At 57.2% G+C, this 12,738-nt stretch carries 12 protein-coding genes; 2 read left to right on the forward strand and 10 right to left on the reverse strand.

Annotation, left to right across the window (positions count from 1 at the left end; all coding sequences use genetic code 11):
• Window positions 1–9: 9 nt before the first annotated feature.
• From FHW71_RS02710 to FHW71_RS02730, 5 genes are all read right to left on the reverse strand, one after another.
• Window positions 10–759, reverse strand: a complete 750-nt coding sequence (locus FHW71_RS02710; protein ID WP_061717625.1) for an ABC transporter ATP-binding protein — start codon at window positions 757–759, stop codon at window positions 10–12.
• Window positions 752–1,627, reverse strand: coding sequence for an ATP-binding cassette domain-containing protein (locus FHW71_RS02715; RefSeq protein WP_008105458.1), 876 nt, complete (start codon window positions 1,625–1,627; stop codon window positions 752–754). Before FHW71_RS02715 ends, FHW71_RS02710 begins: the two co-directional genes overlap by 8 nt.
• A complete protein-coding gene (gene livM / locus FHW71_RS02720; protein WP_179450276.1) occupies window positions 1,620–2,900 on the reverse strand; it encodes a high-affinity branched-chain amino acid ABC transporter permease LivM in 1,281 nt (426 codons plus the stop codon). Before livM ends, FHW71_RS02715 begins: the two co-directional genes overlap by 8 nt.
• Before the next feature lie 10 nt (window positions 2,901–2,910).
• Window positions 2,911–3,825, reverse strand: a complete 915-nt coding sequence (locus FHW71_RS02725) for a branched-chain amino acid ABC transporter permease (RefSeq protein WP_008105462.1) — start codon at window positions 3,823–3,825, stop codon at window positions 2,911–2,913.
• An 82-nt stretch (window positions 3,826–3,907) separates the two neighbouring features.
• On the reverse strand, window positions 3,908–5,023 hold the full coding sequence (locus FHW71_RS02730; RefSeq protein ID WP_179450275.1) for a branched-chain amino acid ABC transporter substrate-binding protein: 1,116 nt from the start codon (window positions 5,021–5,023) through the stop codon (window positions 3,908–3,910).
• A gap of 401 nt (window positions 5,024–5,424) precedes the next feature.
• Here FHW71_RS02730 and FHW71_RS02735 point away from each other — a divergent pair, with 401 nt between their 5' ends.
• Window positions 5,425–6,873, forward strand: a complete 1,449-nt coding sequence (locus FHW71_RS02735; protein ID WP_179450274.1) for an AMP nucleosidase — start codon at window positions 5,425–5,427, stop codon at window positions 6,871–6,873.
• Window positions 6,874–6,923: 50 nt separating this feature from the next.
• Here the strand turns inward: FHW71_RS02735 and FHW71_RS02740 are convergent, their stop codons facing one another.
• Complete coding sequence (locus FHW71_RS02740; protein ID WP_286176086.1) at window positions 6,924–7,490, reverse strand: hypothetical protein; 567 nt, start codon at window positions 7,488–7,490, stop codon at window positions 6,924–6,926.
• 230 nt (window positions 7,491–7,720) lie between these two features.
• A complete protein-coding gene (locus FHW71_RS02745) occupies window positions 7,721–9,019 on the reverse strand; it encodes an NCS2 family permease (protein ID WP_008105472.1) in 1,299 nt (432 codons plus the stop codon).
• Between the two features lie 387 nt (window positions 9,020–9,406).
• Here FHW71_RS02745 and FHW71_RS02750 point away from each other — a divergent pair, with 387 nt between their 5' ends.
• The gene (locus FHW71_RS02750) at window positions 9,407–10,153 is read left to right on the forward strand and encodes a response regulator transcription factor (protein ID WP_061717630.1); all 747 of its coding nucleotides are present in this window, start codon (window positions 9,407–9,409) and stop codon (window positions 10,151–10,153) included.
• On the opposite strand, the gene FHW71_RS02755 is transcribed toward FHW71_RS02750, so the two are convergent.
• Genes FHW71_RS02755 through FHW71_RS02765 form a run of 3 tightly spaced genes read right to left on the reverse strand, consistent with a single transcriptional unit; the run spans window position 10,090 to window position 12,699 of the window.
• A complete protein-coding gene (locus FHW71_RS02755; protein WP_061717631.1) occupies window positions 10,090–11,139 on the reverse strand; it encodes a carbohydrate kinase family protein in 1,050 nt (349 codons plus the stop codon). The two genes, FHW71_RS02750 and FHW71_RS02755, sit on opposite strands and share 64 nt — an antisense overlap.
• Window positions 11,140–11,143: 4 nt before the next feature.
• On the reverse strand, window positions 11,144–12,004 hold the full coding sequence (locus FHW71_RS02760; protein ID WP_179450273.1) for a ketose 1,6-bisphosphate aldolase: 861 nt from the start codon (window positions 12,002–12,004) through the stop codon (window positions 11,144–11,146).
• 11 nt (window positions 12,005–12,015) lie between these two features.
• Window positions 12,016–12,699, reverse strand: a complete 684-nt coding sequence (locus FHW71_RS02765) for a D-lyxose/D-mannose family sugar isomerase (RefSeq protein ID WP_061717633.1) — start codon at window positions 12,697–12,699, stop codon at window positions 12,016–12,018.
• Between the last annotated feature and the right edge of the window lie 39 nt (window positions 12,700–12,738).

Below are 12,738 nucleotides of genomic sequence, written 5' to 3' on the forward strand. Positions count from 1 at the left end.
TAATCATTATTACAAACTTTTTGTCGCCACCACCGCAGGATCGGCTGCGCCCCCCAAATAGGCGCTGCGCACTTCATCATTGTTGAGTAGCTCGGCACCGCTACCGCTCAGGCGAATCTCGCCGTTCACCATCACATAACCGCGATCCGCCAGCTGCAATGCATGGCGGGCATTCTGCTCCACCAGAAACAGCGTCATGCCTTGCTGGGTCAACTCGCGCAGGATGCCAAAGATCTGCTTCACCACGATCGGCGCGAGGCCAAGGCTGGGTTCGTCGAGCAGCAATAACTTCGGTCGACTCATCAGCGCGCGAGCAATCGCCAGCATCTGCTGCTCGCCGCCGGAGAGCGTCATGGCGCGCTGCTTGCGCCGCTCCAGCAGGCGAGGAAACAGCTGATACATACGCTCTTTGTCCTCTTTGACAAACCGTTCACCGATGGCGATGGTACCCATCAGCAGGTTCTCTTCCACCGTCATATCCGGAAAGATGCGCCGCCCTTCCGGTGCCTGCGCAATGCCGCTGGCAGCGATGAAGTGTGTCGAGCGCTGGCTGATGGCTTCACCGCGCAAACGAATCTCGCCGCTGGCAATGCGCGGCTGACCAAAGATTGACATCAGCAGCGTGGATTTTCCCGCACCGTTAGCGCCAATCAGCGCCACGGTTTCGCCCTGATTCACCGTCAGCGATACCTGCTTTAGCGCCTGCAAAGGACCGTAAAATACATCGACCTGCTCAAAAGCCAGCATCGGTTCAGCCATGATCGCTCTCCTCTTCCGCGCCGAGATAGGCGGCAATCACTTTGGGATCGTGACGAATCTGCTGCGGCGTGCCCTGAGCAATCACATCGCCATGATCGAGCACCACGATGTGATCGGAAATGCGCATCACCATCGGCATATCGTGTTCAATCAGCAACACGCTGATGCGATGATCGGCGCGCAAACGATGCAGAATTTCGCTCAACGCCTCGGTTTCCACCGGATTCAGCCCGGCCGCCGGTTCATCCAGACAAATCAGCTCCGGGCGCGTACACATGGCGCGCGCGATCTCCAGCCGCCGTTGCTGACCGTAAGAGAGCGTACCGGCCAGGCGGTTGGCGCTGGCGACTAAATCGACGTTTTCCAGCCAGTAGAAAGCGCGATCCAGCGCGCGATTCTCCGCTTCACGGTAGCCGCGCGTGTTCAGCACGCCCGCCAGCAGCTGACGATTGACCTGCATATGCTGCGCCACCAGCAGGTTCTCAATCACCGACATCTCGCGGAACAGCCGAATATTTTGGAAAGTACGCGCCAGCCCGGCGCGGTTCACCAGATGCGCGCCGCCAAACATCTTGTACCAGAGCCGCGAGCCGAGCCGGGTGGGATTGATCCAGTCGCCCGCATGGATTTTCTGCCCCAGCACCTGAATCACATCGGTGCTGCGCTGGTTGGCGTTGAGCACAATGCGACCGCCGGTGGCGCGATAGAAGCCGGTCAGACAGTTAAACACCGTGGTTTTACCCGCGCCGTTGGGGCCAATCAGCGAGGTCACCGAACCGCGCTCCACCGCCAGGCTGACATCATTTAGCGCTTTGATGCCGCCAAAGCGCATCATCAGGTTGTTTACTTGCAGAATGGCATCACTCATGGCGCACTCCTTTTCGCAGCGGCACGCCGACGCGTGCGGTGCGCACCAGCCCGCGCGGCCGCCAAATCATCATCAGCACCATTAACATGCCGAACAGCAGCACGCGGTATTCGGCAAAGCTGCGCAGTAGCTCCGGCGCTACCGTCAGCACAAATGCCGCCAGCACCACGCCAAGCGTCGATCCCATGCCGCCGAGCACCACGATAGCGAGAATCAGCGCCGACTCAAAAAAGGTGAACGAGGTGGGATTGACGAAGCCCTGATAGCTGGCGAAAAACACCCCAGCAATCCCCGCCGTTGACGCGCCCAACATAAAGGCCGAAAGCTTAACCAGCACATGATTGAGCCCCATTGCGCGGCAGGCAATCTCATCTTCACGCAGCGCTTCCCAGGCACGACCAATCGGCATGCGCGTCAGGCGATGCTTGATCCACAGCACCAGCAATACCACCAGAACCAGCACCACATAGATGAAGATAAACTTCATATTTGGGTTGTAAGTGACATGCAAAAACTCGTGATACGGCACGCCGCCATCGCGCGCGCGGCGGGAAAACTCAAGGCCAAAGAAAGTCGGCGACGGCACAGAAACCCCGTTCGGACCGCCAGTAAAGGCCACCCAATTGGTCAGCACCAGACGAATGATTTCACCAAAGCCGAGCGTGACAATTGCCAGATAATCACCGTGCATACGCAGTACCGGGAACCCAAGCAGCGCACCGGCAAACGCCGCCAGCAGCGCCGCCAGCGGCAGCATGCTCCAGAAACCCAATCCGAGATATTGATAGCCCAGCGCCAGGCCGTACGCACCGATTGCATAAAAGGCGACGTAGCCGAGATCGAGTAATCCGGCGAGGCCAACCACAATGTTCAAACCCAGCCCGAGCAGCACATATATCAGGCCGAGAATCGCCACCGTCAGCAGGTATTTGCTGGAGAGGAACGGAAAGGCCAGCGCCACGATCAGCAGCAACGGCAATATCCAGCGCAAACGCGAACGATAGCCGGGCTCACGCACGTAAACACCGTCATCGCTGCTGGCAAACTTGCGCATAATGCGCTGACCAAAAGGCGCGTGCAGAAACACGCTGAACAGCAAGCGCCCCGCCATCACCACCGCCACCAGCAGCGCCACGCGCTGTGGCGACAGTTTGAAGCTGTAACCGTCGAGCACCACGCCAACAATCGGACCAAATACCACCAGCGCCACCAATCCCGCCAGCAGCGTGTCGAGCAGCGCCTGGCGCACAGGACTTTGCGTCATTGCATTCATCGGGGCTTCCTCACACTTTAGCGACCAGCGGTCGTCCCAGCAGTCCTTGCGGGCGGAAGATCAAAATCACCACCAGCAGCGAAAACGAGAACACATCTTTGTAGTCAGAATTCACCATGCCAGCAAACTGCGCTTCCGCGACGCCCAGCAATAATCCTCCGAGCATCGCGCCCGGCAGCGAACCAATGCCGCCGAGCACTGCCGCAGTAAAGGCTTTGATGCCAATGATAAATCCAGCGTAAAAATCAAAGGTGCCGTAATTCATGGTCACCAGCACGCCAGCCAATCCGGCCATCGCCGCACCAATCACGAACACCAGCGAGATAACGCGATCGGTATTGATACCGAGAATCGAGGCCATACGCCGATCCTGCTGCACCGCGCGGCAAATACGCCCGAGTTTGGTGTACTGGATAATCCAGGTCAGCAGCGCCATACCGCAAAATGCGGCGATCAGGATGAAGATTTTGGTCCAGGTGATTTGCACCACGCCACCATCAAACTCCATGCGCAACACGCCGGTGAGCAGCGTGGGAATACCCTGTTGATTCGGTCCCTGACTAAGCTGCACATAGTTCTGCAGAATCAGCGACATGCCGATCGCCGAAATCAGCGGTGCGAGGCGCGTCGAGTTGCGCAGCGGCCGATAGGCGATACGTTCAATCGCCCAGCCGTAAGCCGAAGTGACAATGATGGTGAAGATTAAGGTGCCGAAAATCAGTAGCGGGAAGGAGTGAATGCCGAAAAAGCTGAGTAGCGATAAGCCAATGGCACACAGATAGGCGGAGATCATATACACCTCGCCGTGGGCGAAGTTGATCATGCCGATGATGCCGTAAACCATGGTGTAACCGATGGCAATCAGGCCATACACGGCACCGAGCGTTAAACCGTTGATCAGCTGCTGTAAGAAGAAGGCGTCCATAATGTCGTCTCGTACTCAATGGGAGCGCACACCTCGCGCTCAATCGCGAATGGCCCCGCACTGCGCGGGGCCGCGTGGCACATTACAGCTGGTGATACTTGCCTTTGTCGTCCCATTGGTACACGACGTAATCCGACACTTTGAGATCGCCTTTACTGTCCCAGGCTTTTTTGCCCATCACGGTATCGACGCTGTTGGCTTTCAGCCAGTCGCTGGCCTTGGCGTTGTCTTTGCCTGCCGCTTTGTAAGCAGCGGCCAGCGTTTGCACGGAGGCGTAGGCATACAAGGTGTAACCTTCTGGCTCAAATCCACTGGCGCGGAATTTGTCGATCACCGCTTTGCCATCGGCAATGGTGCGCGGGTCATTGCCGAAGGTCATGTAGACGCCTTTGGTGTATTGCGGGCCGCCTGCTGCCGTCACCATCTCTTCAGTCACGATGCAGTCGCCAGAGAAGAAGGCGGCATTAACGCCCTGCTCACGCATCTGGCGCACCAGCGGACCGGCCTCCGGATGACAGCCACCGAAATAGACCACGTCCGGTTTCAGCGCGCCGATCTTGGTTACCAGCGCATTGAAATCTTTCTCGCCGCGCGACAGCCCTTCATACAGCACTTCTTTCACGCCACGCTTCTCAAGCGAGGCTTTGGTGGCATCCGCTAACCCCTGGCCGTAAGTGTCTTTGTCATGAATAATGACCACGTTCTTGGCTTTGAGCTTATCGATGATGTAATCCGCAGCGATAGCGCCCTGCTGGTCATCACGACCACACATGCGGAACATGGTTTTCATGCTGCGTTCGGTAATTTTCGGATTGGTTGATCCGGGGGTGATCGCCAATACGCCGGCCTCATCATAGACTTCCGAAGCGGGCATGGTGGATGAGGAGCAGAAGTGGCCGACCACCGCCATCACCTTATCCTGATCAACCAGACGGTTAGCGACGGATACCGCCTGTTTCGGTTCACAAGCATCATCGCCCTGCACCAGCACGATTTTCTCGCCGTTGATGCCGCCCGCCGCGTTGATATCCTCTGCAGCCTGGCTCGCGCCTTTCCAGTATTGCGCGCCGTACGTCGCATTAGGCCCAGAGAACGGACCGGCCACACCAATTTTAATATCTGCCTGAGCGTAAAAGGCCACGCTTAAACAACCTGCAATCGCCACCTTCATTGGGTGTTTTATGAATTTCAAAGACATGCTTTCAATCCTCAACGGGTCAGGAACGGAGCCATACCACGGCATGGGAGAAATCAATTTCTGAAACTTTGGCAAAACAGCATGCGGCCCACAAACCCGTAGGGTCGCCATTCATGGCGACCTACTTTGAGTTACGGCATCGATTCATTAAGGCCACGGTTGAAAACTAAGCAATAAGCTCGCCAATACCGCGAAGGTAGACGATTTATTACTCGGGCATCGCTCCAGAACAGGAGACACGCGATGTAACATCCCTGCTGATCATAAACATAGCTGTGGTTACGCCACACACCAGCACCGTGATGGTGCAGAATGCGGTCGATCACAGATTCTTCATCGTCACGCAGGGTTTATCCGCTATGCTCTGGTGAAAACGGTCCACGTTTCCTGAAGGAGAACCCATGAATACACAACGGAACGGATTGAGCAGCCAGCAAGCGCTGGACGAATTAGAACGCCTGTACGATGCAGCCGTTGACGCGCTGCGCAACGCCATCCGCGATTTCACCGCCAGCGGGCAATTGCCGGATGAAGCCGCTCGTCAGCAAGGGCTGTTTGTCTATCCGCAGCTGCGCATCACCTGGCTGGGCGAAGGCCCGCAGAAAAATCGTACCCGCGCATGGGGACGTTTTACCCATACCGGCAGCTACAGCACCACCATCACGCGCCCGGCGCTGCTGCGTCACTATCTCAGCGAGCAGCTGCAGATGCTGGAGAAAGAGTACGACGTGCTGATTGAGGTCGCGCCGTCACAGCAGGAAATTCCTTATCCTTATGTGATTGACGGTTTGTCACTGGACCGCTCAATGAGCGCCAGCATCGCACGCCATTTCCCGACCACCGAACTGTCGCAAATCGGTGATGAAACCGCCGACGGCTTGTTCCACGCCAATGCGATTTTCCCGCTGTCGCACTTTGACGCGCTGCGCACCGATTTCTCACTGGCACGCCTGCGCCACTACACCGGCACCGGCGTAGAGCACTTCCAGCCGTTCGTGCTGTTCACCAACTACACTCGTTACGTTGATGAGTTCGTGCGCTGGGCAATTGAGCAAGTGCAGGATCCCAACACGCCTTACGACAGCCTGGCCTGCGCCGGTGAAGTGGTGATCACTGCAGATACTCAAGACCCGACGGCGATGATGTCCGATCTGGCGTGGAAGAAGCACCAAATGCCGGCCTGGCACCTGACATCACCGAATCGTCGCGGCATTACGCTGGTGAACATCGGCGTTGGCCCGTCCAATGCCAAAACCATCTGTGACCATCTGGCGGTGATTCGCCCGCACGCCTGGCTGATGATTGGCCACTGCGGCGGTCTGCGCGAAAGCCAGACCATCGGTGACTATGTACTGGCGCATGCCTACCTGCGCGACGACCACGTACTGGATAGCGTACTGCCGCCAGATATCCCAATCCCCAGCATCGCCGAAGTGCAGCGCGCACTGTATGACGCCACCAAAGCGGTGAGCGGCATGCCCGGTGAAGAAGTTAAACAGCGCCTGCGCACCGGCACCGTGGTCACCACCGATGACCGTAACTGGGAGCTGCGCTACTCCGCTTCAGCGCTGCGCTTCAACCTGAGCCGCGCCGTTGCGGTTGATATGGAGAGCGCCACCATCGCCGCACAGGGTTACCGCTTCCGTGTGCCCTACGGCACCTTGCTGTGCGTATCCGATAAACCGCTGCATGGCGAGATCAAGCTACCGGGCCAGGCAAACCGCTTTTATGAAGGCGCAATCTCCGAACACCTGCAAATTGGCATCTGCGCGGTAGAACTGCTGCGAGCTGAAGGCGACAAGCTGCATTCCAGGAAGCTGAGAACCTTTAACGAGCCGCCATTTAGGTAATCATAATGGGTTCCGGCCCGTAAAGGGCCGGAACAGTGCAGTAAAGCGCGTCATGACATTTTCAAAACGATATTCTGAACAAACCACGCCAGCACCAGAAGGCCGGTCGGTATCATGATTTTCCAGGTTATGCTGTTATTGAAAGCAGCTATTTTATCCTCCAGCTGATTAAATCTTTGGTCAACTCTTTCGAATCTTTCGTCAACTCTTTCAAATCTTTCGTCAACTCTTTCAAATCTTTGCTCAATTCTTTCAAATATTAGATCAATTTTGTCGAACTTCGGGTTGAGTTGATCCTCCATCCGCTCAAACTTTTTATCGATACGTTGTTCAAGCGCCCCCAGCTCGCCCATAATCTCTACCCGCATTACGCCCTGCTCGGCTCTAACCTTTTCGATATCCGCTTTGGTGGCAAAATGTTCTGAACGCGCCGTTAGCACCGCAACATCTGTCTGAATCTGCTGCGTGGTTTTTTCCAGCTGTTCAACCCGTTTGGTTAATTGTTCCATTTGATGATCTCCTTTGTTTCCAACGTCAAAAATAAGCGGTGGGAACACACGAGTTGTATTGCTAATGGGGTAATCCATCACCGAATCCTCTTCCATCGCGTTGCTCATCTTTCCACCACACCGTTAGTGAAACAGATTTGCGCAGCGTTAACATTCCACGATCCCGCCATTCGCAGCACATTTTTTGCGGGCAGGTTTAAACAACACTCACAGCCTGGGCCGTTTTGAGATTGAAGGAAAGTGAGCATCAAAAAGGATTGCGAGGTGACACGCAGAAAATCAACGAAGGGATGCAACAGCAGACACGGAAGCCCGAGCGGGCTTCCGTTAAGCAAGATTTACGCGCTCAGCCAGCCCAGTTTGATGACAAACAGAATCGACAGAATGATCAGCGCCGGATTGACCTCTTTGGTGCGACCGCTCAGCAGTTTCACCACTGTCCAGGTGATGAATCCGAACGCAATACCGTTGGCAATTGAGTAGGTCAGCGGCATGGTCAGCGCAGTCACGGTTACCGGCGCGGCGGTGGTGATGTCTTTCCAGTCAATATCTGCCAAACCAGATGCCATCAGCACCGCAACAAACAGCAGCGCTGGCGCGGTGGCATAAACCGGTACGCTGCCCGCCAGCGGCGAGAAGAACAGGCTCAGCAGGAACAGAATCGCCACCACAATTGCCGTCAAACCGGTACGGCCACCGGCGCTGACGCCCGCAGCCGATTCCACATAGCTGGTGGTGGTTGACGTACCGAGCAGCGAGCCAAACAGCGCAGCGGCGCTATCTGCGATCAACGCACGGCCCATTTTCGGCACGTTGCCCTGCTCATCCGCCAGACCAGCGCGCTTGGTCACACCCAACAAGGTGCCAGTGTTATCGAACACGTCCACGAACAGGAAGGCGAAGATCACGCTGACCAGGCCAACGTTAAAGGCTCCCGCAATATCCAGCTGCATAAAGGTTGGCGCGATAGAAGGCGGAGCAGAGAACACGCCGCCAAATGGCGTCAGGCCAATGCCCATGGAGATGAAAGTCACCACTAAAATGCCGATCAGCACCGCGCCGGTAACGCGACGCGCTTCCAGCACCACAATGATGAAGAAGCCGAGCAGCGCCAGCAGCGGGCCCGGTTTGGTCAGGTCGCCCAGGCCAACCAGCGTAGCTGGGTTATCCACCACGATACCCGCGCCTTCCAGCGCGATGATCGCCAGGAACAGGCCGATACCGGCACCAATACCGGCACGCAGCGGCAGCGGAATGCTGTTAATAATCCACTCACGAATCTTGAAAAGCGACATGGCAAAGAAGATTACCGCCGACAAGAACACCGCGCCCAGCGCGACTTGCCACGTGTAACCCATATGCAGAACCACGGTATAGGTAAAGAAGGCGTTGAGGCCCATGCCCGGTGCGAGTGCAATCGGATAGTTAGCGATCAGGCCCATTAACACACAGCCAATCGCCGCTGCCAGACAGGTCGCCACGAAGACCGCACCTTTGTCCATGCCGGTTGCACCGAGAATGCTCGGGTTAACAAACAGGATGTAAGCCATTGCCAGGAAGGTGGTGATCCCCGCAATAATTTCTGTGCGAACCGTTGTGTTGTGCGCTTTTAGTTTGAAGAGTTTTTCTAACATCATCATCTCTCATGAGCGGAGTCGGCACGAATGCGCGCGCTCCTTGCCAATGTGGTTTACAGACTTATTGTTGTATTGGACGCAAGGCGTTTAACCTTCCCCTGTCCACATAGCAATAGCTATGCCATCACCCTACGCAATCGATTACGTTTCCGAATAATGCTTCGCTTAGGATAATTCCGAACCAGAATGAGGCGCGATTATGGTGCATTGCACCAGCGCTGCGCAATCGTTTTCCCTCGTTGCGATTGTTTGGCAAAAAGAGTGCGGCACTGCACGCTTCCACACTCTGCCAGGCGATGGCGCTCACGTTTCTGTTGCCGGAATCAGCAGGTAAAAAACATCGGGTTACACTGCTTTTAACCCTTTCGTAACAAAAGAGGCACATCCATGAAGCCCGCGATTTTGGTGGTTGATGATGATCGTGCAGTGTGCGAATTGCTGCACGATGTGTTGAATGAACATGTGTTTACCGTTTATTGCTGCCATCAGGGTAAAGATGCGCTGGCCCTGCTGGCGCTGCACCCGGAAATTTCGCTGGTGATGCTGGATATGATGCTGCCAGACACCAACGGCTTGCTGGTGCTGCAACAGATGCAGCGTCAACGCCCCGACCTGCTGGTGATCATGTTGACCGGCATGGGTTCGGAAGCGGACATGGTGGTGGGACTGGAGATGGGCGCGGATGATTACATCGCCAAGCCGTTCAACCCGCGCGTGGTGGTGGCACGAGCGCGTGCTGCACTGCGTCGCTGCGGACGACTGGCGCAGCCGGAAGCGTTGCCGGATGAAGGCTGGCAATTCAACGGCTGGCGGCTGGACGATGCGCGCTGTCAGCTGTTCAATCCGCAGCGCGAAAGCGTGCCGCTAACGCAAGGTGAATATACGCTGCTGCGCGCGCTGGTGGCGCATGCGCGCAAAGTATTAACCCGCGATCAACTGCTCGAACTGACGCACAGCGAAAGCCTTGAAGTGTTTGATCGCACTATTGATGTACTGATTATGCGGCTACGACGCAAGATCGAAAGCAATCCGCATCAACCGAGCCTGATCCGCACCATTCGCGGTCTCGGCTATGTTTTTTCCGCAGACGTGATGCGCCCGGCCTCTTCGGCGCGTGAAACACAAATCGCCTGATCCATCCAGCGCTGCATCTCGGCTAATGGCCGCGTGCCGTCCAGCGCGTTGGCGGCATGCAGATTAAAACAGGCGCAGGTGTGCGCCAGCTTCAGCGTTTCCGTCAGCGACCAGCCTTCGTGGCTGGCATAAAGTACACCGGCGCAAAACGCATCGCCCGCACCAACGCTGCCGACGATTTCTTCTGGCGCTAAGCACCATGCCGGTTGCCAGCGCCCTTCGCCGTCCGCTTGCTGGCCCCACGCGCCTTCCGGTGCGTGAATCACCACCCGCTGACGTACGCCTTGCTGCATTAGCCAGGTCGCTGCTTCGGCAAAGGCTGCGGGTGCGGCAAGCCCGTGCGGCGTGCGCAAACTTACGCCGGTGAGCGATTGCGCTTCCAGTTCGTTAATCACCAGATAGTCGAGCCAGCGCAGCGCAGGCACCACCAGCGGGCGATATTCGCCCACGCGCGACACCAAATCGAGTGAGGTGAGGTAGCCACGCTGCTGCATCTGCGCCAGCAATCGTGCGCTTCGCGTGCCGTATTCCTCATCCGGCACATCAAGGCTATCCAGCAGCAGCAAATACCCGAGATGGAAGATGCGATGTGCAGTGGAGACGTCGGCGAAATGCGCCAAATCGAGCTTGCCATTGGCACCGCGAGCATGGAAGAAGGTGCGCTGGCCGTCCGGCGTGGTCATCACCTGCGTCATCGCCGTGTTGATGCCTGCGGTGCGCTGCACAAACTGGCGGTCGATGTGATGATCGTCCAGCAGTTGCAGGATGTAGTCGCCGTCGCTGTCCTCGCCCACCATGCCAACGCCCGCCAGCGGCAAATTCAGCTGCATGCGCGCCAGGGTAAACAGCACGTTGAGCGCCGCGCCGCCGCTGCACTTCTCGCTGTGCTGAATCTCCGTCAGCCAGCCCTGTTCCGGCCAGTGGCTGATGCGCTGCACGTGATCCACCAGCATGCTGCCGGCACCGATGATTCCGTTACGCACCATCCTGTCAGGCCCTCCCGGTGCTGCCAAATACCTGCATCTGCTGCGCCACCACGTTGGCGATGTCGCGTTCCACCGCCATTAGCAATTCGGCAAAGGAGTCGTAGCGCGCATCGCGCTGGGTAATCTGCGCTTCAATCGCGCCGAGCGCCGCCTGCGACATGCCGGTGTAGAAGTTGATTTTGTTGATGCCGAGGCTAACGGCGCGGCGGAAGTCAGCATCGCTAATTCCGGAGCCGCCATGCAGCACCAGCGGAATGCCGGCCGTCGCACGAATCGCCGCCAGCCGGTCGAAGTCGAGTTTGGGTTCGCCCTTGTATTTGCCGTGCGCATTGCCAATCGCCACCGCCAGGCAATCAATGTCGGTGGCGTGCACAAAATCAGCGGCCTGCGCCGGATCGGTAAACTTATCGCTGTCGGCCTCGCCAAACAGTGCGCCGCCTTCATCGCCGCCCACCGCACCGAGTTCGGCTTCCACCGAAACGCCAAGCGCGTGGCACATCTTCACCACTTCGCGCGTCTGGCGTACGTTTTCCTCGTAGCTGAGCGTCGAGCCATCGAACATGACCGAGGTGAAGCCAAGGCGAATCGCCTGCATCACCGCCTCAAAATGCAGGCCGTGATCGAGATGCAGCACCACCGGAATATCGTGCAGCGCCGCTTCGGTGCGCACGGCGGCGACCAGATGTTCGAGGCTGACGTACTTAAAATGCACTTCGGCGATGCTGATGATAAATGGCGAGCGCTGCCGCTCAGCGGCCTGATAAAGCGCGCGCAGAAAATGGGTATCGAGGACGTTAAACGCGCCGAGCGCGTAGCCGTTCTGTTGCGCATGGGCCAAACCCTGCGCCAGGGAAATCAGTGCCATATCAGGCTCCTTTAGGCCAGCCAGCGGTGATATTCGTTACACAGCAGCCAGCGCGGTTCTTCATCTTCATCAAGCGGATTAAAGCGCGCCAGCGGCGTAAGAAACACGTTGTCATGTTCGTCGTCGTTGGGCATTGAGACTTCGCCCACCAGCACATCGCCGTAGCCCTCTTCGCCCCAAAAGCTGTGCCAGATGCCCGGCAGCAAGGTAACGCTTTCGCCTGGCGACAAACGCAGCTGCGAACCGGCGGCGTGGGTTTGGCGGATGCCATCCAGCGTGACGTTCACCGCCGTCTCGGCCAGCTGATTGCCCGCGCGGTTATGTAGCGTGACGATCAGATTGCCGCCGCCGCGATTGATAATGTCTTCCATCTTTTGCGGGTGATAATGCATCGGCGTGACCTGCCCTTCGCGCACGTGCATGATCTTTTCGGCGTAAGGTTTGGCCCACGGCTGGCCACCGCGCGAACCGTTGCGCAATGTGAACAGGGTTAAACCGGTTTGGTTGAAATCGTCAGCGCCGAAGCTGGTGACATCCCAGCCGAGATGCAGCGCCAGCAGTTCATCAGCGTCATGTTTATCGAGCGCGCGCCACTGGCTGAGGCCGTAATCGGCCCACGGCGGCAGATGCACATCCTGGCGCATAAAGAATTCGCGGGTGCGTTGTAAGATCGCATTCACTTCAGAGCGTTGCATGAAAGCTCCTCACGTTATGGGGTTCAGGTCGCCATGAAT

Origin of the sequence: Enterobacter sp. Sphag1F, from assembly GCF_014193275.1 — a bacterium.
Taxonomy (GTDB): domain Bacteria; phylum Pseudomonadota; class Gammaproteobacteria; order Enterobacterales; family Enterobacteriaceae; genus Pantoea; species Pantoea symbiotica.